This window comes from Arsenicicoccus sp. UBA2120 (assembly GCF_002330965.1).
In the GTDB taxonomy this organism is placed as follows: Bacteria; Actinomycetota; Actinomycetes; order Actinomycetales; family Dermatophilaceae; genus Arsenicicoccus; species Arsenicicoccus bolidensis.
Map to the genome: position 1 here is coordinate 20,825 of NZ_DCYC01000086.1, position 21,362 is coordinate 42,186.

General features: G+C 73.1%; 22 protein-coding genes. 12 read left to right on the top strand and 10 right to left on the bottom strand.

What is annotated here, in order from left to right; translation table 11 throughout:
- Positions 1–106: 106 nt before the first annotated feature.
- The 5 genes from B2P18_RS14585 to B2P18_RS14605 all read left to right on the top strand — a co-directional run bounded on the left by B2P18_RS14585 (position 107) and on the right by B2P18_RS14605 (position 3,824).
- Complete coding sequence (locus tag B2P18_RS14585) at positions 107–784, top strand: hypothetical protein (protein WP_286961372.1); 678 nt, start codon at positions 107–109, stop codon at positions 782–784.
- A gap of 240 nt (positions 785–1,024) precedes the next feature.
- Positions 1,025–1,255 carry a hypothetical protein gene (locus tag B2P18_RS14590; protein WP_286959076.1) on the top strand — a complete coding sequence of 77 codons (231 nt, stop codon included), beginning with the start codon at positions 1,025–1,027 and terminating at the stop codon, positions 1,253–1,255.
- Entirely contained in the window at positions 1,252–1,803 is a 552-nt protein-coding gene (locus B2P18_RS14595; RefSeq protein ID WP_029211469.1) for a DUF4334 domain-containing protein, read from the top strand. The genes B2P18_RS14590 and B2P18_RS14595 overlap by 4 nt, the downstream gene beginning before the upstream one ends.
- Before the next feature lie 25 nt (positions 1,804–1,828).
- Positions 1,829–2,710 (top strand): dioxygenase, encoded by an 882-nt coding sequence (locus B2P18_RS14600; protein WP_286961373.1) that lies wholly within the window; start codon positions 1,829–1,831, stop codon positions 2,708–2,710.
- A 49-nt stretch (positions 2,711–2,759) separates the two neighbouring features.
- Entirely contained in the window at positions 2,760–3,824 is a 1,065-nt protein-coding gene (locus B2P18_RS14605; protein WP_286961374.1) for a glutathione S-transferase family protein, read from the top strand.
- Positions 3,825–3,891: 67 nt separating this feature from the next.
- Here the strand turns inward: B2P18_RS14605 and B2P18_RS14610 are convergent, their stop codons facing one another.
- Entirely contained in the window at positions 3,892–6,297 is a 2,406-nt protein-coding gene (locus B2P18_RS14610; protein ID WP_286959081.1) for a nitric-oxide reductase large subunit, read from the bottom strand.
- 85 nt (positions 6,298–6,382) lie between these two features.
- On the opposite strand from B2P18_RS14610, the gene hrpB reads away from it, so the two are divergent.
- Together hrpB and B2P18_RS14620 are read left to right on the top strand one after the other, a co-directional pair.
- Positions 6,383–9,037 (top strand): ATP-dependent helicase HrpB, encoded by a 2,655-nt coding sequence (gene hrpB, locus B2P18_RS14615; RefSeq protein ID WP_286961376.1) that lies wholly within the window; start codon positions 6,383–6,385, stop codon positions 9,035–9,037.
- A gap of 43 nt (positions 9,038–9,080) precedes the next feature.
- Positions 9,081–9,242 (top strand): hypothetical protein, encoded by a 162-nt coding sequence (locus B2P18_RS14620; protein WP_286959083.1) that lies wholly within the window; start codon positions 9,081–9,083, stop codon positions 9,240–9,242.
- Here the strand turns inward: B2P18_RS14620 and B2P18_RS14625 are convergent.
- Together B2P18_RS14625 and B2P18_RS14630 are read right to left on the bottom strand one after the other, a co-directional pair.
- Positions 9,233–9,478: a hypothetical protein gene (locus B2P18_RS14625; RefSeq protein ID WP_286959084.1), complete on the bottom strand. Its 246-nt coding sequence runs from the start codon at positions 9,476–9,478 to the stop codon at positions 9,233–9,235. The genes B2P18_RS14620 and B2P18_RS14625 overlap by 10 nt on opposite strands.
- Before the next feature lie 100 nt (positions 9,479–9,578).
- On the bottom strand, positions 9,579–10,217 hold the full coding sequence (locus B2P18_RS14630; protein WP_286961377.1) for a hypothetical protein: 639 nt from the start codon (positions 10,215–10,217) through the stop codon (positions 9,579–9,581).
- A 90-nt stretch (positions 10,218–10,307) separates the two neighbouring features.
- On the opposite strand from B2P18_RS14630, the gene B2P18_RS14635 reads away from it, so the two are divergent.
- Entirely contained in the window at positions 10,308–11,357 is a 1,050-nt protein-coding gene (locus B2P18_RS14635; protein ID WP_286961378.1) for an SGNH/GDSL hydrolase family protein, read from the top strand.
- 42 nt (positions 11,358–11,399) lie between these two features.
- Here B2P18_RS14635 and B2P18_RS14640 read toward each other — a convergent pair whose 3' ends face one another.
- Both B2P18_RS14640 and B2P18_RS14645 read right to left on the bottom strand, forming a co-directional pair.
- Positions 11,400–11,858, bottom strand: coding sequence for a DUF3817 domain-containing protein (locus B2P18_RS14640; protein ID WP_286961379.1), 459 nt, complete (start codon positions 11,856–11,858; stop codon positions 11,400–11,402).
- Between the two features lie 97 nt (positions 11,859–11,955).
- The gene (locus B2P18_RS14645; protein ID WP_286961380.1) at positions 11,956–12,876 is read right to left on the bottom strand and encodes an ROK family protein; all 921 of its coding nucleotides are present in this window, start codon (positions 12,874–12,876) and stop codon (positions 11,956–11,958) included.
- A 111-nt stretch (positions 12,877–12,987) separates the two neighbouring features.
- Here B2P18_RS14645 and B2P18_RS14650 point away from each other — a divergent pair, with 111 nt between their 5' ends.
- From B2P18_RS14650 to B2P18_RS14660, 3 genes are all read left to right on the top strand, one after another.
- Positions 12,988–13,701: an HAD family hydrolase gene (locus B2P18_RS14650; protein ID WP_286961381.1), complete on the top strand. Its 714-nt coding sequence runs from the start codon at positions 12,988–12,990 to the stop codon at positions 13,699–13,701.
- Positions 13,698–16,199: a glycoside hydrolase family 65 protein gene (locus tag B2P18_RS14655; RefSeq protein WP_286961382.1), complete on the top strand. Its 2,502-nt coding sequence runs from the start codon at positions 13,698–13,700 to the stop codon at positions 16,197–16,199. The genes B2P18_RS14650 and B2P18_RS14655 overlap by 4 nt, the downstream gene beginning before the upstream one ends.
- Before the next feature lie 64 nt (positions 16,200–16,263).
- Positions 16,264–16,956, top strand: a complete 693-nt coding sequence (locus tag B2P18_RS14660; RefSeq protein ID WP_286961383.1) for a DNA alkylation repair protein — start codon at positions 16,264–16,266, stop codon at positions 16,954–16,956.
- Between the two features lie 27 nt (positions 16,957–16,983).
- On the opposite strand, the gene B2P18_RS14665 is transcribed toward B2P18_RS14660, so the two are convergent.
- Complete coding sequence (locus B2P18_RS14665; protein WP_286961384.1) at positions 16,984–17,472, bottom strand: hypothetical protein; 489 nt, start codon at positions 17,470–17,472, stop codon at positions 16,984–16,986.
- 61 nt (positions 17,473–17,533) lie between these two features.
- On the opposite strand from B2P18_RS14665, the gene B2P18_RS14670 reads away from it, so the two are divergent.
- A complete protein-coding gene (locus B2P18_RS14670; protein ID WP_019285066.1) occupies positions 17,534–18,163 on the top strand; it encodes a flavin reductase family protein in 630 nt (209 codons plus the stop codon).
- Here the strand turns inward: B2P18_RS14670 and B2P18_RS14675 are convergent.
- From B2P18_RS14675 to B2P18_RS14690, 4 genes are all read right to left on the bottom strand, one after another.
- On the bottom strand, positions 18,150–19,226 hold the full coding sequence (locus B2P18_RS14675) for a hypothetical protein (RefSeq protein WP_286961385.1): 1,077 nt from the start codon (positions 19,224–19,226) through the stop codon (positions 18,150–18,152). The two genes, B2P18_RS14670 and B2P18_RS14675, sit on opposite strands and share 14 nt — an antisense overlap.
- Entirely contained in the window at positions 19,223–19,567 is a 345-nt protein-coding gene (locus B2P18_RS14680; protein WP_286961386.1) for a PadR family transcriptional regulator, read from the bottom strand. Before B2P18_RS14680 ends, B2P18_RS14675 begins: the two co-directional genes overlap by 4 nt.
- Positions 19,568–19,636: 69 nt before the next feature.
- Positions 19,637–20,506, bottom strand: coding sequence for a MaoC family dehydratase (locus tag B2P18_RS14685; protein ID WP_286961387.1), 870 nt, complete (start codon positions 20,504–20,506; stop codon positions 19,637–19,639).
- A 7-nt stretch (positions 20,507–20,513) separates the two neighbouring features.
- A partial coding sequence (locus tag B2P18_RS14690) for a 3-oxoacyl-ACP reductase (protein WP_286961388.1) occupies positions 20,514–21,362 on the bottom strand: 849 nt, incomplete at its 5' end.

The following is a 21,362-nucleotide window of genomic DNA, read 5'->3' on the forward strand; positions in this document are numbered from 1 at the left end:
GGCGTTGACAGCGTCGCGACAGCCCTGGTCGTGATCGTAGAGGTGGCGGGTGAAGGGCCCGCCGGTGCACCCGCACCGACCTCATGACGATCCACCAGGAGCAACGATGTCCCCCAACAACCGCACTCTCACGGCTGCCGCGGTGGCCGCTGCCGGTCTGATGATCGCCGGCGGCGCCGCGGCCGCCAACGCCGCGACCACCGGGTCCGGGCAGGCGACGACGGGCTACGGCTACGCCGCCCAGGGTTACGGCGACGCCGGGCGCGGCGGGCAGCGGGCCCCGCACGAGCACACCGCCGCCACGGCCGACCAGACTGCCAAGGTCAAGGCCGCGGTCACGGCCAAGGACTCCACCATCACGGTCACCACCGTGCAGAAGGACCCGGACGGATCCTTCGACGCGCTCGGCACCAAGGCAGGCCAGCAGGTCCGCGTCGACGTCTCCGCGGACTACAAGACGGTCACGGTCGGCACCGGCGGGGGCCACGGCGGCGGGCGCGGCGGGGGGAGCACGGACACTGCCGTGACCGGCACCGAGGCGACCAAGGTCAAGGACGCCGTCAAGGCCAAGGACTCCTCGGTCACCATCACGGAGGTCCGCAAGGACCCCGACGGGTCCTACGACGCGCTCGGCACCAAGGCCGGCCAGCAGGTGTTCTACGACGTGTCCAAGGACCTGGCGACGATCACCCAGAGCACCGGCGGCCAGGGCGGGCACGGCGGGGCACAGGGAGGCGAGCAGGCGCCCAGCTCCAGCTCGACCTCTGCCCCCACCAGCGCCTGACCAGCTCGCCCACCGGAGCCCGGCGACCCACGCGGTCGCCGGGCTCCACAGCGTCGGCACAGGCGCACGACAGCGCCACGGCAGGCTGCGCACCCACCCTGGAGACATGAGCACGCCTGCCGCCTCCCTCCCCCGCCTCGCCGTCCCCGCCGGGACGGGCTCGACCGCACGCTGCCGGCGACCTACGCCGCCGAGCGGTGGGGCCTCGCCTGGGCGGGCCTCGACCTGGCCCTCGCCGGGTTGTTCGCCACGACCGGCTGGCTCGTCCGGCGGCAGGACCCCCTCGCCCCGGGTCTCGCGCTGGCCACCGCGACGGCCCTGCTGGCGGACGCGTGGTTCGACTGCAGCACAGCAGGATCCGCAGACCTCGTCGGCGCGGTGCTGATGGCCTCCGTGGAGCTGCCAGCGGCGGCCGCCCTGGCCGGTTGGGCGGTGCGGACCACCCGACGGCGCGAGACAGTGGGGGCATGACCGACCTTCACGACCTCGAGCACGGCACCGACCTCGGGACGGCGCTCGAGACCTACGACCGGCTCGCGCCCGTGACGGTGGCGCAGCTGCGGGGATGGTGGCGCGGCACCGAGATCCCGACGGGGCATCCCCTCGACGGCGCGCTGACGGCATACGGCTGGTGGGGCAAGTGGTTCGCGGGACCGGAGGACGCGCACCCGCTGGTGTTCCGGGCGCAGGGCGGCGGGACCTACGAGGTCGACCCCGCCCGGCTCCCCCTGGGCGTCGGCCTGCGGGTGCCGCCCCTGCTGCGAGCTCGCATGACGGCCAATGCCTTTCGCGCGCTGCGCCCGGCGCTGCAGACCCGTCGTCCTCGGGGCCGGCTGCGGATGCTCGAGCATCGTGGCGTGGTGTCGGCAGCCCTCGTCTACGACCACCAGCCGATCGTCGACACCTTCCGGGCGGTCGACCCGGACACCCTCGTCGGGGTGATGGACCTGCGCGGGATACCGCCATACCTCTTCTCCCTCAGGCGCAGCACTGCTATGGTTGAATCCTCAACTATCTAGCAGACTGCCAGCCAGGAGCCAGCCCGTGACCACCACCACCGCCGCAGCCGACGCGCTCGTGCCCGCGACCCACCCCTTCGCCGGCCACCTGCACCGCGCCGCGGCTGCGGAGCGCCACCGCTCGTGGACGCCGGACGACGGGATGCTCCCCGCGATGTACCTCTCCCACGGCGCACCGCCCCTGCTCGCCGACGCCGGGTGGATGGCGGAGCTCCACACCTGGGCCCACGACCTGCCCCGCCCGCGCGCCATCCTCGTCGTGAGCGCCCACTGGGAGTCCGACGCCATCGCCATCACCAACCCCCACCCGCGCGAGCTGGTCTACGACTTCTGGGGGTTCGACCCCGTCTACGAGCGGATGCGGTATGACGTCCCCGACGCCTCGTGGCTCGCCGGACGCGTGCGCGAGGTCATGCCCGACGGCGTCCACGTCCACGAGCAGACCGGCCGCGGCCTGGACCACGGCGCCTGGGTCCCGCTCAAGGCGATGTACCCCGAGGCCGACGTCCCGGTGCTCCAGCTCAGCCTGCCGACCGCGGACCCCGAGCGACTGCTGCGCCTGGGGGCGGCCCTGCGTCCCCTGCGTGACGAGGGCGTCCTGATCCTGGGCTCCGGCTTCATGACGCACGGGCTGCCCTTCATCCAGTGGTCGCAGCCGGACGTCGTCCCGACCTGGTCCTCGGAGTTCGACGCCTGGGCGGCCGAGGCGCTCGGTCGCGGGGACGCCGAGGAGCTGGCGCGGTTCGCCGAGCGCGCACCCGGGGTGGGCTTCGCGCACCCGACCGTCGAGCACTTCACGCCGCTGTTCGTCACGCTGGGGGCGGCAGCCGATCCGACCGCTCCCGTGCAGGGCGTCGTCGAGGGCTACTGGACGGGCTTGTCCAAGCGGTCCTTCCAGGTGGCCTGAGCCGTGCGACCCGTGGCTAACCTCGCGACCGCCGGGGCATGGTGAGGTCATGCCTGACGCACGCAACGCCTCCGTCGACGGCCCGTTCGAGCGGGACGAGTCCTATGTCAACGACCGCATCGTCGCGGACGCCGCCGCCGGCGAGCCCACGGGTGACCGGGTCGGCGCCATGCGCTGGCCGGTGGAGCCGGGTCGCTATCGCCTGGTCGCGGCCCGGGCCTGCCCCTGGGCGCACCGCAGCGTCATCGTCCGCCGGCTGCTGGGCCTCGAGGACGTCATCTCGCTGGGGCTCGTGTCCCCCACCCACGGCGAGGAGTCGTGGAACTTCGACCTCCACCCGGACGGGCGGGACCCGGTCCTGGGGATCCACCTGCTCCGCGAGGCCTACGACGAGCGCATCCCCGACTACCCCAAGGGGGTCACGGTCCCCGCGATCGTGGACGTCCCGACCGGGCGGCTGGTGACCAACAACTTCCCGCAGATCACGCTCGACCTGTCGACCGAGTGGCGCGAGCACCACCGCGAGGGGGCGCCCGACCTGTGGCCGGAGGCGCTCCGGGCCGAGATGGAGCCCCTGATGAAGCGGATCTACACCGAGGTCAACAACGGGGTCTACCGCTGCGGCTTCGCCTCGGACCAAGCGTCGTACGACGCGGCGTACGAGCGCCTGTGGACCGCGCTGGACTGGCTCGAGGGCTACCTCGCCGACCGGCGCTACCTCGTCGGCGACCACATCACCGAGGCCGACGTGCGGCTGTTCACCACGCTGGTGCGCTTCGACGCCGTCTACCACGGCCACTTCAAGTGCAACCGGAGCACGCTGTCCGAGATGCCGGTCCTCCACGCCTACCTGCGCGACCTGTTCCAGACGCCCGGGTTCGGCGACACGACGGACTTCCCGCAGATCAAGGAGCACTACTACTGGGTGCACTCGGACGTGAACCCCACGCGCATCGTCCCGCTCGGCCCCGACCTGGCCGGGCTGCTCGAGCCCAGCGGCCGCGAGCAGCTCGGCGGGTCGCCGTGGGGCGCGGGCACGGCTCCCGGCCCGGTCCCCGAGGGCGAGCGCGTGCCGGCGGACCACACCCCTCTGGGAGAGCGCGCCTGGCAGTGAGCGGGCTCAGCGCGCTCAGGTATGACGGAGCCCCGGCGACCCGCGTGGTCGCCGGGGCCCGCCCTGATCACTCGTGGAGCGCGGGCTCCGTGTCGGTCGTGCGCAGGTCGCCGGCCTCGACCTCGTCCGAGCGGCCGCGCAGCGACCTCCCGGTGAGCAGGCCGACCATGAACACGCCGATCGCGAGCGCACCCAGGGCAAAGATGATGTCCCCGGGGACGCGCAGCCACCGCACGAAGGTCAGCGTGGGGGTGTAGAGGAACTCCTCGCTGCGGGCGTACCACAGGCCGGAGTCGATCGACGCCCAGGCCTGGGCCAGGCCCAGCGGCAGCAGCGAGACCAGGGCCATCGTGAGCAGGCCGCCGTTCAGGCCCCAGAAGCCCCACTTGATCCACCGGTCGTTCCACTCGTGGCCCGGCATCAGCGAGCGCACGCAGAACAGCATGAGACCGATGCCGAGCATCCCGTAGACGCCGAACAGGGCGGTGTGGGCGTGCAGCGGAGTCAGGTTGAGGCCCTGGACGTAGAACAGCGAGATCGGCGGGTTGATCAGGAAGCCGAAGACCCCGGCGCCCAACATGTTCCAGAAGGAGACCGAGACGAAGAAGTAGATCGCCCACTTGTAGCCCGAGACCCACTCCTTGACCTTGAGGATGCGCAGGTTGCGGAAGGCCTCGAAGCCGACGAGGGCGAGCGGGACGACCTCCAGCGCGCTGAAGACGGCGCCGAGTGCCATGACCGGGGCCGGGGCGCCGGTGAAGTACAGGTGGTGGGCCGTCCCGATGATGCCGCCGGCGAGGAAGATCGTCGTCGCGGAGATGACCGCCGTGGTGCCGGTGGTCGCCTTGATCAGGCCGAGGCGGGCGAACAGGAACGCGATGACCGTCGTGGCGAAGACCTCGAAGAAGCCCTCGACCCACAGGTGCACGACCCACCAGCGCCAGTACTCCGCGATCGACAGGTGGGTGGAGTGGCCCATGCCGAAGGCGGCGCCGTAGAACCCGGCGATGGCCAGGCAGCTCATGAGCAGCATCGCCACGAGGGAGCGCATGCTGCCCGAGGCCAGGGGCGCGTCCTCGGTGGGGCTGATCGACGAGCCCGTCGCCTTGGCCCGGCGCAGGGCCGGGGCCATGGCGCGCCACATCAGGAAGAACCACAGGAACAGGCCGATGAACAGGCCGATCTGGAAGACGCGGCCCAGGTCGACGTACTCGTAGCCCTGGGTCCCGAGCCAGAAGGTGAGCTCGGTGCCGTAGCCCATCTTGCCCTTGATCGACAGCCACTCGCCGGCCATCGAGCCCAGCACGACGATCAGCAGGGCGACGAACAGCACGTTGACGCCGAGCCGCTGCAGCCTGGGCTCACGACCGCCGACGGCGGGACCGACGTAGAGGCCGGTGGCGAGCCACGCGGTCGCGATCCAGAAGATGCCGAGCTGGGTGTGCCACGTGCGCACGACGGCATACGGCAGGACCTGGTCGATCGGGATCCCGAAGAGAGCACCGCCCTCGACGCCGTAGTGGGCGCTGACGATGCCGCAGGCGATCTGCAGGACCAGCAGGAAGCCGACGACGAAGAAGTACTTGAGCGTCGCGCGCTGGCTCGGGGTCGGGGCGTAGCCGAGGAGCGGGTCGCGGCCGGGTGCCAGTTCCGGGGTCTGCACGTCCTCCTCGGCGTGGGACGTGTGGTACCACACGAGCCCGGCGATGCCGCCCAGGAGCAGGATGAAGCTGATGATGCTCCACAGGATGTTGCCCGGCGGCGGGACGTTGTCGATCAGCGGCTCGTGCGGCCAGTTCTGCGTGTAGGTCACGTCCGTGCCGGGGGCGTCGGTGGACGACGACCAGCTGGTCCACCAGAAGAAGGCCGCCATCTGCCGGGCCGCCGCGGGGTCCTTGAGCGTGCCGCGCGGGATGGCGTAGTGCTCGTGGCCGCCGGCGAACATCGAGCCGTAGTACTGGGCGTTGGACTCGAACGCCCGGACCCGCTCCGGGGACAGCGAGATGGTCTCGGTGCGGGCGTCGAAGGTGTTGGTGCGCATGGCCTGCTTGAGGCGCGCCTTGAGCGCGGCCTGGCGCTCGACGGGCAGCTGGTCGTAGGACGACATGCCCTCCGCCTTGGTCCAGGTCTCGAGCAGCAGCGTGGACTCGCGGTGGAGCCAGTCGGCCGTCCAGTCCGGAGCGACGTAGGCCCCGTGGCCCCAGACGGACCCGATCTCCTGCCCGCCGAGGGACGCCCAGACCTGCTGTCCCTGGACGATGTCGTGGCCGGTGAACAGCTCCTGCCCGTCGGTGGAGACGACGTGGGCGGGGATCGGCGGCTTGTGCGTGTTGATCTGCTGCCCCATCCACAGCAGCACGGCGAACGAGCCGACGACCACGCAGGCCAGCGCGATCCACCATCGCTTGTCTCGCCGGGAGATCCGGTGGTGCTCGACGAGCGCTCCGGTGTCCTGAGAGTCCTTGAGGCTCATCGCCCCTCCATTAATAACGGGATATGTCGTGCTTAATATTGCACGACCTGAGAGCACTCTGACAACCGGGGGCTACTCTCTGGGCATGACTGCCCTGCGCCTGCCAGGTCTCGACCGGCTGGACCTCGGCCGGATCGGTGCAGGGTTGCCGTTCGCGGCCTCGGTGCCGGCCTTGCAGGAGGCGCTGGCCGCGGGTGTCGCGGTGGTGCAGGCGCCGCCGGGGACGGGCAAGACGACGCTCGTGCCGCCCGTGGTCGCCAGGGTGCTGGCGAGCCGCAAGAGTGGTGGCGGGGATGGTGGTGGCGGGGATGGTGCTGGCGCTGCGGGTCGCGTCGTCGTGGTGCAGCCACGTCGCGTCGCCGCGCGGGCTGCGGCCACCCGGCTGGCGGCGCTGACGGGGACCCGCGTCGGCGAGCTCGTCGGATGGACCGTGCGGGGCGAGCGACGGCTGGACCGGGGCGCCCTGATCGAGGTCGTGACCCCCGGCATCCTCCTGCGGCGCCTGCTCGCCGACGCCTCGCTGGACGGCGTGGGTGCCGTGGTGCTGGACGAGGTGCACGAGCGCGGGCTGGAGACCGACCTGCTCGTCGGGCTGCTCACCGACCTGCGCGAGCTGCGCGACGACCTGGTGCTGGTGGCGATGTCGGCAACGGTCGACGCGGGGATGTTCGCCCGGCTGCTCGGGGGCGGGTCGGGGGCCGCGCCGGTGGTCGACTGCCCCTCGGCACTGCACCCGCTCGCCGTGGCGTGGCGGCCCGGGACCGGACCGCGGACCGACGACCGCGGCGTCTCGCGCGCCTTCCTGCGTCACGTCGCGGACGTCGCGACCGATGCCCACCGGGACGCCCTCGCCTCCGACCCGGGCGTGGACGCGCTGGTCTTCGTGCCTGGCGCCTGGGAGGTCGGCCAGGTCGCGTCGCGCCTGCGCGAGCTCACGGGCACCGGCCGCACCGGTGGCCCTGGCGGCACCGAGGTGCTCGAGCTGCACGGCCAGGTCGGACCGCGCGAGCAGGACCGTGCCGTGGGTGGCCGACCGGCCGGGGGGCCACCGCGGATCGTCGTCTCGACCTCGCTGGCCGAGTCCTCGCTGACCGTCCCCGGGGTCCGCCTGGTCGTCGACTCCGGCCTCGCCAGGGAGCCACGCAGGGACGCCGCCCGGGACATGTCAGGCCTGGTCACGGTCACCTGCTCGCGCGCCTCCGCCGACCAGCGCGCCGGTCGCGCGGCCCGCCTCGGGCCGGGCGTGGTGGTGCGGTGCTACGACGAGAGCACGTATGCCGGGATGCCCGAGCACGTGACCCCCGCCATCGCGACGAGCGACCTCACCGACGCGGCGCTGCTGCTCGCCTGCTGGGGCACTCCGCGGGGGCAGGGCCTGCACCTGCCCACCGTCCCTCCAGCTGCGGCGATGCGCGACGCGGAGACGACCCTGCGGCGGCTGGGCGCCGTGGACGCCGTCGGCTCGGCGACCGCCGAGGGACACCGGCTCGCGCGGATCCCGGTGTCCGCCAGGCTCGCTCGCGGCCTGCTCGACGGCAGCGAGCTGGTCGGACCGCGCCGGGCCGCCGAGGTGGTAGCCGCGCTGTCCGACGACATCCGCTCTCCCACCGGCGATCTCACGGGCCTGCTGCGCGACCTGCGGTCCGGGCACCCGGCCTCGGACCGGTGGCGACGCGAGACCCGCCGCCTGGAGCCCCTGGCCGCCGATCGGGTGGGCGGCACGACATACGACGGGGTGGTCGAGGGGCTCGTCGTCGGGCTGGCGCACCCCGACCGCGTGGCTCGACGGTCCGGCGACACCTATCTGCTGGCCAGTGGGACGAGAGCCGCTCTGCCGCAGGGCAGCCCGCTCGCGCACCAGGAGTGGTTGGCGATCGCCGACGTCGCGAGGGCCTCCGGCCGTGCCGCTGCGGGGACCGGCGCCGTCGTCCGGCTGGCCGCGCCGCTGGACCAGGCGACGGCGGAGCTGGTCGCCGCCCACCTGCTGGTCGACGAGGTGCGGGCCGAGCTGGTCGGCGGACGCGTGCGAGCCCGGCAGGTGCGGGCGATCGGCGCCATCGAGCTGACCTCGACGCCGGTGGCGACGTCCGGCGCAGGGCTGCGGGGCGACGTGCGTTCGGCCCTGCGGGAGGCCGTCCGAGAAACCGTGCAGGACAAGGGACTCGACATCTTCACGTGGTCACCGTCGGCGGCCGCGCTGCGAGATCGCCTGGCGCTGCTGCACGCTCATCTCGGCGGGCCCTGGCCTGACGTCTCGGACGAGGGGCTGCTCGACCGGCTGGACGCGTGGCTCGGACCCGAGATCGACACCCTGGCGCGAGGATCCGCCGCGAGCGGCCTCGACCTGACCGACCCGCTGCGTCGACTGCTGCCCTGGCCGGAGGCGGCCCTCCTCGACGAGCTGGCCCCGGAGCGACTCGCCGTCGCGAGCGGCTCGCACGTCCGTATCACCTATCCCCCGCACGACGACCCGACCGCGCGCCCGACGGTGCGGGTCAAGCTGCAGGAGTGCTTCGGCTGGGCGGCGACGCCGACCGTCGCGGACGGACGGGTCCCCCTCACCTTCCACCTGCTGTCGCCGGCGCAGCGGCCGCTCGCGATCACCGACGACCTGGCGTCCTTCTGGAGCGGGCCCTACCAGCAGGTGCGCGCCGAGATGCGGGGCCGCTACCCGAGGCACCCGTGGCCCGAGGACCCGTGGACGGCCCAGGCGACGGCGCGCACCAACCGCCGCCGCTGACCGATCCGGCCAGCAGGACGCGGTGCGGGGCTACGGTGGGGCGATGACTGATGACATCCCGCGCGAGCACGAGCCGTCGGGCTTCGCCCGGGTCTTCGGGTCCTTCCTCGGCCTGCTGGCCGTGGTCGGGCTCGGCTGGGCCGTCACCCGGGGCCGCGACCGCGACCCCGTGACGGCGGCGCGCCGCCCCGACCCTCAGCGCTGAGACTGCACGGCCCGCTGGCGGCTCAGCATCCAGGACATGGTGCCCACGAGCCCCGCGAGCGCCAGGGCCAGGACGGCATACTCCACGGGCGATCCCTCACCCTTGGCCACCAGCGTGATGAGGCAGGTCATCAGGATCGCGATCGGGGCCGTGAAGGCGGCGATGGCGCCCTGCATGCGGGCCTTCTCGGACTGTCGGGGCTTCTGGGTCTGCTGGGCCTTCTGCGTCGTCTCCATGGATCCATCACACCAGCGATGACGGCCCCGCACCTCGGCCCGAGGGCGGAGATCCGGCCACCGCGCCTCCCCCTCGAGGAGGAGCGGAGCTGCGGTCAGGTCAGTCGCAGTTGGGGCAGATCCCGTTGAGCGGCACCTGCAGGAAGCAGCGCGGGCAGATCACCGGCGCGGGCTCGGAGTCGGCCTTGCTGACCCGGCGGGCCGGCTGCGCCTTGGGGACCCGCGGCTCGCGAGGCGCCTTGGGCTCTTTGAGTGTCCGAGGTGTCCGCACAGCACGCACCGCACGGTCCGCGACCGGGGACGTGTCGACGGTGGTGACCGGGTGCAGGAACGGCTGGGCGTCCTCGGGCACGCCCGGCGCATAGCGACGGTTGCACTCCAGCCGCGCCTCGGCGGCGGCCTGCTCGCGCAGCTCCGGTCCGGGGGCCTGGTCCCCGCAGGCGGTCAGGACCGCGTCATACGTCGGGCCCACCGCCCCGTCGGCCTGCACGACCAGCGACACGAGCTCCGGCTCGCCGGCCTCCCGGGTGCGGCCGGCCACGATGGTGAGGACCTTGCCCAGCCAGCTGCGGAACGGCACCTCGGTGCTCACCCCCGAGCGCTCCTGGACGCGAGCCGCCAGGTCGGCGTAGGTCACCGCGGTCTGGTGCACCGCCGCGGTCTCCAGGAGCAGGACGCTCGCGTGGTCCGCCCAGGTCTCGTAGCGCTGCTGCATGCTCATCAGTCGGGGATCGCCCATGGCCCCATCATCCCAGGCAACGGGCCCGCCCCCGACCACGGACCGCTATCGTCACGGTCAGCCACCACCAGACCGCCCCGAGGAGCCCCCATGGGTCAGCACCGTCACTCCACCGCACGCCGAACGACCCGACCGGCGCGCCTCGCAGCCCTGGCGGCCGCGACCGCGGTCACCACGACCCTCGTCACGGCGGTCGCGGCGTCCCCGGCCCAGGCCGAGCGCCCGCGCGACTACGTCGCCCTCGGCGACTCCTACTCCTCCGGCGAGGCGGTCAGGCCCTACCTCCCCGGCTCCGACACCACCACCAACCGCTGCCACCGCTCCCGGCGGGCCTATCCCCCGCAGCTCGCCGCGACCCTGGGCGCCACCAGCTTCGACTTCGGCGCCTGCGCGGGCGCGGTCACCCAGGACCTCTACGCCCCCGACCACAACGGCAACCGCGTCACCGTGGACGCCCTCGAGCCCGCCCAGCTCAGTCGGGTCGACCGCCGCACCGACGTCGTGACCCTCACCATCGGTGGCAACGACGTCGGCTTCGGCTCGGTCCTCGCGGCATGCCTGTATGGCGACCAGCAGCGCGCAACCCGCAAGGACTGCTCGGCCGACGCCGCGCTGACCGGCGCGGTGGCCGCCCGCATCGACGCCCTGGCCGGCCGCGGCACCGCCACCACCCCGGGCGGTCTGCCGATCACGCCCCTGCACGAGGTCATCGCCGACATCCGCGAGCGCTCCCCGCACGCCCAGGTCGTGCTCGGCACCTACCCGCAGCTCGTGTCCTCGACCTTCGCCGGCACCGAGTGCCGGGTCGGCGGGCTGACCGTGCGGGAGGCGCCGACGCAGACCGTCCCGCTCTACGTCTCCAAGGCTGACGCCACGTGGTTCACCGAGACGGTCGACCGCCTCGACCAGGTGATCCTCGACGCGCCACGGTCCGTCCGCGGCCGCCCCGCGCAGGTCGCCGACGTGCGCCCCTACTACGGAGACCACTCGCTGTGCAGCGGCACCTCGTCGTGGATCACGCCGGTCAAGGGCACCGTCTCGGCGACCACCGGGTCCGTCTCGATCGACTCCTCGTCGATGCACCCGACCGCCGAGGGCCAGGACGCCTACGCCCGGGCGTTCGACGCCAGGGTCCGATGACCGCCTGAGGCCGTCGCGGCGTGCGGCGGTCCCCGTGACGCCTCAGCGCCGGGGGACGGGCGGGCCGAGCCAGAGCAGCACGGCGGCCACCGCGGCCACCACCAGCACCGCGACGACGACGGCCAGGAGCGGGCGGGCCAGACCCGTGGCCACGACCCGCTCCGGCAGCGTCCGCGGGGCCTCTGCCCCGGCGCCCAGGCGCCACCGGTCGGCGAGCAGGCCGCGCCGTTCGGCATACAACTCGAACGGCACCGTCGCGTAGGGCACCACGGCCGACGCCAGCCCGGTCAGGGCCGTGCCGACCGGCCAGCGCCGGTCGATCGCCACCACCACGGTCACCAGGGCATAGGCGAGGAAGACCACCCCGTGCACCATCCCGCCGATGCGCACCCCGAGCTCGGTGGTGTGCGTGACGTACTTGAGGACCATGCCGATGATCAGCAGGGTCCAGGTGACCACCTCGGCCTGGGCGAGACGGCGGTACAGCAGACGGGGGCTCACGGGACTCCTCGGCACGGTTGACGACAGCGACGCAGATCGTGCCACGTCTCCCTGGACGACGTCATCGACCCGTGCAGCACTGATGTGGATCCGTTCCTCAGCCGTTGACGTCGAGGCCGAGGGCGATCGCGCCGAGCACCCCGGCGTCATCGCCCAGCCCCGGCGGCACCACGAAGTCCGCTGCACCACCGACGACCTCGGGACGGCTGATGTAGCCGCCGAGCCTCCCCACCATGGCCGCGCGCGTCGCCTCCAAGGCCCCCGTCAGGTGCGGCACGCCGCCGCCGACGACGATGCGCTGCGGCGAGAGCATCAGCACCAGGGCCGCCGTCACCTGGCCGATGTAGTAGCCGGCGAGCTGCGCCGCCTCGGCCTGGCGGCCGGGGTCCAGCAGCTCCAGGCGCGTCCCGTACCGGTCGGCGAAGGCCGGGCCGCTCGCCATGCCCTCGGCGCACCGCCCGTGGTAGGGACAGCGGCCCGCGTAGTCGTCGTCCGGGTGCCGCTCGACGAGGACGTGGCCCATCTCGGGGTGGAGCAGGCCGTGGACGGGGCGGCCGTCGAGGACCGCACCGCCGCCGATCCCGGTGCCGACGGTGAGGTAGACGACCGAGCCGACCCCCTGCCCCGCGCCCCAGCGCTGCTCGGCCAGCGCGGCGCCGTTGACGTCGGTGTCCCAGCCCACGGGCAGCCCGAACCGCTCCCGGAGACGTCCCACCACGTCGGTGTCGCCCCAGCCCAGCTTGGGGGTCGTCGTGATCCGGCCGTATGCCGGGTCCCCCTCGTCCAGGCACACCGGCCCGAACGACGCGACGCCGAGCGCGGCCGGCTGCTCCCCCGCGTCGAGCCGCCCCTGGACCCAGTCGCCGACGGCGCCGAGCGTCTCGTCGGGGCTCGTCGTGGGGATCACCGTGCGCTCGCGCAGGTCCTGCGGTCCCGCCCCGACGGCGCACACGACCTTGGTGCCGCCCATCTCGATCCCTGCCACGGTCCGCGCCCCGGTGCGCTGCGTCGTCGTCATGGGACCACTGTGCACGCCGCGGGCCGTCACGCTCAGCGACCCCGGGCGCTCGTGCGGGGCAATCACGACTAGATCGTTCAAGTGGCGTCAGATCCTCGCTACCCTCGAGGGGTGGACTGGACCCGATATGACGCTGCGCTCTTCGACCTCGACGGCGTGATCACGCCCACCGCGATCGTGCACATGCGGGCGTGGAGCGAGATGTTCAACGCCTACCTGACCTCGCGCGGGATCACCGAGCCCTACACCGACGAGGACTACTTCGCCCACGTCGACGGCAAGCCGCGCTACGACGGCGTGCGGACCTTCCTCGCCTCGCGGGGCATCACGCTGCCCGAGGGCGAGCCGACCGACGCGCCCGGCACCGAGACCGTCTGCGGCCTCGGCAACGGCAAGAACGACGCCTTCCGCACCGTCCTCGAGCGCGACGGCGTCGAGCCGTATGCCGGATCGGTGCAGCTGCTCGACTACCTCGCCGCCATCGGCACCAAGGTCGCCGTCGTCTCCTCCTCCCAGAACGCCCGACCCGTCCTGACCTCCGCCGGGCTCGTGGACCGCTTCCCCGTGATCGTGGACGGCGTCGTCGCCAAGGCCGACGGCCTGCCCGGCAAGCCCGCCCCCGACACCTTCCTCGCGGCCGCGGAGCGCCTCGGCGTGCCCCGCGAGCGCGCCGTGGTGCTCGAGGACGCGGAGTCCGGGGTGGCGGCGGGCCGCGCGGGCGACTTCGGGCTCGTCGTGGGCGTCGACCGCGGCGCCGGCGTCGAGCGGCTCACCGCGTGCGGGGCCGACGTCGTCGTCTCCGACCTCGCGGAGCTGGTGCAGTGACACCCCTGCACCTGACGGCCGACCCCCTGGACCGCACCCGCTTCCCCGCCGAGCCGTGGCGGTTCGTCGAGACCGAGTACTCCGGCGAGGACCTCGGCACCACCGAGACGTTGTTCGCCGTGGGCAACGGCTATCTCGGCATGCGCGGCAACCCGCCCGAGGGGCGCGAGGCGCACACGCACGGCACCTTCATCAACGGCTTCCACGAGACGTGGGACATCCGGCACGCCGAGCAGGCCTTCGGCTTCGCCAAGGTCGGGCAGACCATCGTCAACGTCCCGGACGCCAAGCTGATGAAGCTCTACATCGACGACGAGCCGCTGCTGCTGGCCGTCGCCGACCTCGTGCACTACGAGCGCGCCCTGGACTTCCGGACCGGGATGCAGACCCGCGACATCGAGGTTCGCACCGCCTCCGGCAAGCGGGTGCGGATCTGCTCGACCCGCATGGTCAGCTTCACCGAGCGCCACCTCGCCCTCATGTCCCTCGAGGTGACCCTGCTCGAGGGCGACGCCCCCATCGTCGTGTCCAGCCAGATCATCAACCGGCAGGACGGCAAGGACGAGTACCACGTGCGCGCGGCCGCCATGGGCGAGGGCCACGACCCCCGCAAGGCGGCGGCCTTCGCGGACCGGGTCCTCGAGCCGCAGTCGCACTGGCACAGCGACCGCCGGATGATCCTCGGCTACCGCACCGCGCAGTCCGGCATGACCCTCGCCGTCGGTGCTGACCACACCATCGAGACCGAGGCGGCATACGAGGAGCTCATCGACAGCGACCAGGACCGCGGCCGCAAGATCTATCGCGTCGACGCCAAGCAGGGCCAGACGGTCACGATCACCAAGGCCGTCAGCTATCACACGTCGCGCGGCGTGCCCGTGCGCGAGCTCGTCGACCGGTGCCGCCGCACGCTGGACCGGGTGCGCGAGAACGGCACCGACCACTACGTCGAGCAGCAGCGCGCGTGGATGGAGCGCTACTGGGCCAACACCGACGTCGAGATCGAGGGTCACCCGGCCCTGCAGCAGGCCATCCGGTGGAGCCTCTACCAGCTGGCCCAGGCCTCGGCCCGCGCCGACCAGATGGGCATCGCCGCCAAGGGCGTCACCGGGTCCGGCTACGAGGGCCACTACTTCTGGGACACCGAGGTCTACGTCGTCCCGTTCCTCACCTACACCTCCCCCGAGGTGGCGCGCAACGCCCTGCGGGCCCGCGTGCAGATGCTCCCCAAGGCCCGCGAGCGCGCCCGCGACCTGTCGCAGCGCGGAGCGCTGTTCCCCTGGCGGACGATCAACGGAGAGGAGGCCTCGGCCTACTACGCCGCGGGCACGGCGCAGTACCACATCGACGCCGACGTGGCCTTCGCGTTCAGCAAGTTCCACGACGTCACGGGCGACGTGGGCTTCATGGCCCGCGACGGCATCGACGTGCTCGTCGAGACGGCCCGCATGTGGGCCGACCTGGGCTTCTGGCGCGAGAACGGCAAGCGCACCTTCGAGATCCACGGGGTCACCGGCCCGGACGAGTACACCACCGTGGTCAACAACAACCTCTTCACCAATGTCATGGCACGCGACAACCTGGAGCGCGCCGCCCGGGCGGTCCGCGAGCTGCAGGAGAACGACCCCTCCGGCCATGCCCGCCTCGTGCGTCGGCTCCGGCTGGAGGACGAGGAGATCGTCGAGTGGCAGGCCTGCGCCGAGCACATGGAGATCCCCTACGACGACGAGCTGGGCATCCACCCGCAGGACGACCACTTCATCGACCGCGAGGTCTGGGACCTGTCCCGCACCGACCCCGCCCGGCGGCCGCTGCTCCTGCACTACCACCCGCTCGTGATCTACCGCTTCCAGGTGCTCAAGCAGGCCGACGTCGTGCTGGCGCTGTTCCTGCAGGGTGACCGCTTCTCCCTCGAGGAGAAGCGCCGCGACTTCGACTACTACGACCCGATCACCACCGGTGACTCGACCCTGTCCGCCGTCGTCCAGTCGATCATCGCGGCCGAGGTCGGGTACGCCGACATGGCGCTCAAGTACTTCTACTCCGGGTTGTTCGTCGACCTCGCCGACCTGCACCGCAACACCTCCGACGGCGTGCACATCGCGTCCGCCGGCGGCGTCTGGAACGCCCTGGTCTACGGCTTCGCCGGCATGCGCGACTACCACGGCGAGCTGTCCTTCGACCCCCGCATGCCCGACGCCTGGCCCCAGCTGACCTTCCCGATCCGGGTGCGCGGCACCAGGATCCGCGTCACCGTGCGGCAGGAGTCGATCGCCTTCGAGGTCGAGGAGGGCACCCAGGTCGACCTGTCGGTCCGGGGGGTGCCGTATGCCGTGACCGCCGGCTCGCCCGTCACCGTCCCGCTCGACGGGCAGGGAGAGCGACGCGCCAGCCTGCAGGGCTCGCACCCGGTGATCGGCGACCTGCGCACGGACGGGTCGATCATCTCGGCGGGCGTGCCCGACCCCGACCAGTGGCGGCCCGGCGGCCCTCACTGACCGCGGCACCCGTGGTCGCCACCTCGCGCAGGACCGTCCGGCCGCTGGTGGCTACGCTGGCGCCGTGAGCGACGCCGACGCCCTGGTCCTCGAGGTCCGGTCCCTCCTCGCCGCGCACGCAGACCCGGAGCGGGCGGCGGCGCAGCAGCGCTACATGAGGTCGGCGATGCCGTTCCACGGGCTGACCTCGCCGGAGCGCCGGCTCGTGACCCGTCCCGTCCTCGCGGCGCACCGGCTGACCACGCGCGAGGAGTGGGAGGCGACCGTCCGCCGGGTGTGGGACGAGGCGACCCACCGAGAGGAGCGGTACACCGCGATCGAGCTGCTCCGGCACCGCGCCTACCGCGAGTGGCGCGACAGCGGCCTAGCTCCCCTGCTCGAGCACCTCATCACGACCGGTGCGTGGTGGGACGTCGTCGACGCGACCACGCCCGTGGTCGGCGAGATCCTGCGCGCCGAGCCGGGATTCGCATCACGGCTGCGCGCCTGGTCGACGTCCGACGACCTCTGGCTGCGCCGCGCCTCGATCATCGGCCAGCTCGACAGCAAGGGACGCACCGACGTCGAGCTCCTGCAGGACTGCCTGGACGCCAACCTCGGTGACCGCGAGTTCTTCATCCGCAAGGCCATCGGGTGGGCGCTGCGCCAGCACGCCCGGGTCGACCCCGCCTGGGTGCGGACGTATGTCGCGACCCGGCGCACGCGCCTGTCCCCGCTCTCGGTCCGCGAGGCCCTCAAGCACCTCGGCGACACCTGACCCCGTGACCAGGTGGGGCGGCGAGGGTCAGCCGGCGAGGTCGGCGAGGAGGGAATCGCGCTGATCGGCGGGGATCGCGTCGACGGGCAGCGGGGTCCGGGTGTTGTCGCGGCGCTCCAGGACGAGCACGCCGTCGTCGGTGACCCGGGCCCGGCGGAAGCGGTCGAGCGGGTGCTCCGTCCCCGAGATGGGGAACCGGACGAGGCGGGCGGGGGCGTCATACCGCAGCGCGAAGCGCTCCTGCCCCCCGAGGGCCGAGGTGACCCGCCGGCGGCGACCGACGTCGGCCGCCACGAGGACCAGCGCCAGGATGACGGGCGCCAGGGCCAGCCACCAGGAGGTCGATCCGCCCGAGAGTGCCACGGCCACCGCCGCGACGACCGCCAGGACGACGAGCACCACCTCGAAGGCGCGCGCCCTGCGGCGGGTGGGTCCGTCGATGGCCTCCGCCAGGCGTCGGACGAGGTCGGGGGTCGAGGTGACGACCGGTCCGCCGTCGTGGTCGAGGGTCTCCATGGCGGCGACTCTAGCCGGGGCGGACGGGCGTGGTCCGGCACCGCGGCCCTAGGGTGGCGGCATGCGTCACGACTTCCCGGTCCACGGCGAGGGTGCCCTCCCCAACCGCGGCCTCTATCGCCTGCTGACGTCGGTGATCGTCCCGCGGCCGATCGCCTGGGTCACCTCACGGTCCGCCGCGGGCGTGGACAACCTCGCGCCGCACTCGTTCTACACCGTGTCGTGCGTGGACCCGGCGATGGTGCAGTTCACCTCGGTGGGGGTCAAGGACACCCTGCGAAACGTCCGTGAGACCGGCGAGTTCGTCGTCCACCTGCTCGGGGAGCGGCATGTCGAGGTGGGCAACGCATCGGGGACGGACTACCCGGCGGAGGTGAGCGAGCTCGAGGCGCTCGAGCTCGAGCGGGAGCCCAGCGCGACCGTCTCGGTGCCCCGCCTGGCCGCGTCACCGGTCGCCATCGAGTGCCGGCTGCACGCCGCGGTGACGCTCGGCGACTCGACGGTCGTGATCGGCGCCGTGCAGCACGTCGCCGTCGACGAGGACGTCCTCGACCTCAGCCGCCCCGACAGCCCGCACGCCCGGATCCGTGACCTCGCGCCCCTCGCCCGGCTCGGCCGGGACGAGTGGGGCACGGTCGGGGAGGTGCGCGAGATCAAGCGGATCCCCTACTCGAGCATCAGCGGTCGTTGACGCGGCCGGACGTCAGCAACGCGCGGTAGCGCCAGCAGACGCGCACCGCCTCGACGACGAGGACCAGCAGGAGCAGGCTCCGCCACCCGATCGTCCAGGCGGACTCGCCACCGAGGCCGGCGTCGAGGAGCAGCCACACCCAGATCCCGAGCAGCGCGAGCCGGGCGACGATGCCGCGCCGGGCCCGCACCCGGGGGTCGCGGGCGATCCGCTGGGCGTAGGCACCGGGCGTCCCGAACTCGTCGTCCAGGGTCGAGCCCGCCTGCGCGGCGTGGGCTCGCGCCTCCTCGGTGATGGTGCGGACGCGGTCCTCCGTCACGTCGCCCCGGGACCGGAGGACGCGGGCCAGCTCGGCGGCCCAGTCCTCGTCGACCAGCCGGCGCCGGCTCGCGGGCGCCGCAGCGGGAGCGTCCGGGACGACCTTGCCCAGCACCCAGGCGAGCCCGGCGTAGGCGGCCAGCAGCGGGACGAACCACAGGACGGACGCGTGGGCGATCGGGTGGGGGTTGCCGGTCGCGAAGGCCAGGGCGATCGCGACGGCGCAGACGAGCAGCGTGCCCAGCGCCCCGGCCGCGGCGACCGCGACGCGGCGACGGCGCAGGAGCCGCTCGTAGGTCCACAGGCTGAGGAGGGCGGCGGCGGAGATCGTGAAGGGCATGGTGACCAGGCCGATCGTGTAGGTCACCTCCCACTCCCCGGACAGCGCGTGCACGACGCCCAGCAGGAGCGTGACGACCACGGCGCCGACCGAGGCGATGACCGGGACGTCCCGCAGCTGCGCCCCGCTGTCGTCGGTGACGTCCGATCCCGCCTCGCTCCACCGCGCCCGCTGCTCCTCGGCCCACTCGTCCGCCGACCCGAACAGCTCCTCCGGCCCCTCGCCGGACTCGCGGACCAGGTCCAGCGCCTGGTCCAGCGCCCGGGCCGCCGCGCTCGACCGGACGTCGTCGCGAAAGAGGCGGTAGTACGCCCGCTCCGCCCAGGCCCGGTCGTCGGCGCTCCCCCGCGCCTCACGGAAGCCGTCGAGGACGGCCAGGACGTCGGGCTGCTGCGTGCTGCTCATCGTTCCCCCTCGGTAGCGAGCCGCGTGAGGGTGGCCTGCAGGTCACCCAGCGCGGCGAGATCGTCGGCGAGACGGGCCGTCCCCTGCTCGGTCAGCGTGTAGCTGCGCCGACCGGGCCCGCTCTCGCCGGGGGTCCACGTGGTCGTGACGTCGCCGCGCTCCTCGAGCCGGGCGAGCACGGGATAGAGCGAACCCCCCTTGAGACGGCCGAGCCCCGCGGCCTCCAGCGACGCCGCGATGGCGTAGCCGTGCCCCGGTCCGGCGCTGAGCACGCCCAGGATCGCGGGCTCCAGGAGGGCCCGCACCCAGGGGAGCGGCCAGCGCGAGACGTCGTCCGTCACGTACCTAAGTACACGCCATATCTAGATACGGCGCAACCCCGCGCCATCGCCGCAGCACGCGGACGAGCGTCAGGCCTCCAGGGTGGCCACGAGGTGGATGGTCTCGGGCTTCTTGGTCGAGCGCAGCGCCGCGTCCTGCGCGCTGCCCGACCGGTCCACGACGAGGTCCACGGTGGTCGGCAGCAGGACCGGCTTGCGGAACCAGACGTGCGACCGGCTCGGGCCCGTGCTCTGCGGCCCGAGCGCGGCGATGGTGCGCGCACCGGTCCACATGCCGTGGGCTATGGCCCTCGGGAAGCCCATCGCCCTGGCCGTCAGCGGGTGCAGGTGGATCGGGTTGACGTCCCCGGACACCGCGGCATAGCGGCGGCCCAGGTCGTCGGCCAGCCTCCACCGGGCGCACGGGTCTCCAGCGGGTATGCCGGGGGCCGCGGCGCCACGCGGGGCATCGGCCTCGCCGGCCCCGCGCTGCAGATAGGTGCTGGTCTCCTGCCAGACGGCCTCGCCGTCGACCTCCACGAGCGTCACCAGGTCGACGAGCCGCCCCTTGGTGTGCGGGCGCAGCGACTCGGCCCACACGGTGACGTCGTAGGCCTGGTCGGCGGTCAGGGTGCGGTGCACGGTCGTGGCGTTCTCGACGTGCACGAGACCCGGCATGGGCAGGGGGAAGTCCCTGTCGGACATGAGCCTTGCGGCCAGGGGGAAGCCCAGCAGGTGCGGGTAGGCGTGCGGCAGGACGTCCCCGCCCGCCGCCCCGACGAGCCTCTGGTAGTCCGCGAGGTGACCGCGGTCGACCGGCACCCCACGGCGCACCAGGCGTCGCGTGGTCAGCTCGCCGTCGCGCCCCTTGGCGGTGAGGGCGCCGCGCACGAGCGAGCGCACCAGGGACGGGGACTCGCGGATCTCCTCGGTGGCGACGACGGGCTGGTCGGTCGTCATACGGCCGTCACGCCCCGATCATGTTCTGGCCGCACACACGGATGACCTGGCCGGTGACCCCGGCCGACGCGGGCTGGACCAGCCAGGCGATCGTGTCGGCGACGTCGACGGGCAGGCCGCCCTGCTGCAGCGAGGACAGGCGGCGGGCCGCCTCGCGCGTGGCGAACGGCATCCTGCCGGTCATCTCGGTCTCGATGAGGCCGGGGGCGACACCGTTGACGGTGATGCCGCGCTCGGCGACCTGCGGGGCGAGGGCGCTGACGAGGCCGATGATGGCGGCCTTGGTGGCCGAGTAGTTGGTCTGCCCGCGGTTGCCCGCGAAACCGGACTGCGAGGACAGGCACACCATGCGGCCGCCGTCGCCCAGACCGTCGGGGCCGAGGAGGGTCTCGTTCATCTGCACGATCGAGGCGAGGTTGACGGCCATCACGCTGTCCCACCGGGACTCGTCCATGTTGACGAAGAGCTTGTCGCGGGTGATGCCGGCGTTGTGCACCACGATGTCGAGCCCGCCGTGGCGACCGCAGGCGTGGTCGAGGATGCGGCGGCCTGCGTCCTCGGCCGTGACGTCGAGCTGCAGCGCCGTGCCACCGACCTCGCCCGCGACCTGCGCGAGAGCCTCGCCGGCCGCGGGCACGTCGACGCACACGACCGTCGCGCCATCGCGGTGCAGGGTGCGCGCGATGGCCGCGCCGATGCCTCGCGCCGCGCCGGTCACGACGGCGACCTGGCCGTCGAGAGGACGGTCGACCGTCGGGTTGGCCTGCGCCGCAGCGCTGCTCACCCGCACGGGCTGCCCGTCGACGAACGCCGACCGGCCGGAGAGGAAGAACCGCACGGCCTCGCCGACGTTGGC

Bases quoted from the DNA above. Each gene is read 5' to 3' on its own strand.
- B2P18_RS14585 (WP_286961372.1), top strand. From the start codon at position 107: ATGTCCCCCAACAACCGCACTCTCACGGCTGCCGCGGTGGCCGCTGCC.
- B2P18_RS14595 (WP_029211469.1), top strand. From the start codon at position 1,252: ATGACCGACCTTCACGACCTCGAGCACGGCACCGACCTCGGGACGGCG.
- B2P18_RS14605 (WP_286961374.1), top strand. From the start codon at position 2,760: ATGCCTGACGCACGCAACGCCTCCGTCGACGGCCCGTTCGAGCGGGAC.
- B2P18_RS14610 (WP_286959081.1), bottom strand. From the start codon at position 6,297: ATGAGCCTCAAGGACTCTCAGGACACCGGAGCGCTCGTCGAGCACCAC.
- hrpB (WP_286961376.1), top strand. From the start codon at position 6,383: ATGACTGCCCTGCGCCTGCCAGGTCTCGACCGGCTGGACCTCGGCCGG.
- B2P18_RS14620 (WP_286959083.1), top strand. From the start codon at position 9,081: ATGACTGATGACATCCCGCGCGAGCACGAGCCGTCGGGCTTCGCCCGG.
- B2P18_RS14625 (WP_286959084.1), bottom strand. From the start codon at position 9,478: ATGGAGACGACGCAGAAGGCCCAGCAGACCCAGAAGCCCCGACAGTCC.
- B2P18_RS14630 (WP_286961377.1), bottom strand. From the start codon at position 10,217: ATGGGCGATCCCCGACTGATGAGCATGCAGCAGCGCTACGAGACCTGG.
- B2P18_RS14635 (WP_286961378.1), top strand. From the start codon at position 10,308: ATGGGTCAGCACCGTCACTCCACCGCACGCCGAACGACCCGACCGGCG.
- B2P18_RS14645 (WP_286961380.1), bottom strand. From the start codon at position 12,876: ATGACGACGACGCAGCGCACCGGGGCGCGGACCGTGGCAGGGATCGAG.
- B2P18_RS14665 (WP_286961384.1), bottom strand. From the start codon at position 17,472: ATGGAGACCCTCGACCACGACGGCGGACCGGTCGTCACCTCGACCCCC.
- B2P18_RS14670 (WP_019285066.1), top strand. From the start codon at position 17,534: ATGCGTCACGACTTCCCGGTCCACGGCGAGGGTGCCCTCCCCAACCGC.
- B2P18_RS14675 (WP_286961385.1), bottom strand. From the start codon at position 19,226: ATGAGCAGCACGCAGCAGCCCGACGTCCTGGCCGTCCTCGACGGCTTC.
- B2P18_RS14685 (WP_286961387.1), bottom strand. From the start codon at position 20,506: ATGACGACCGACCAGCCCGTCGTCGCCACCGAGGAGATCCGCGAGTCC.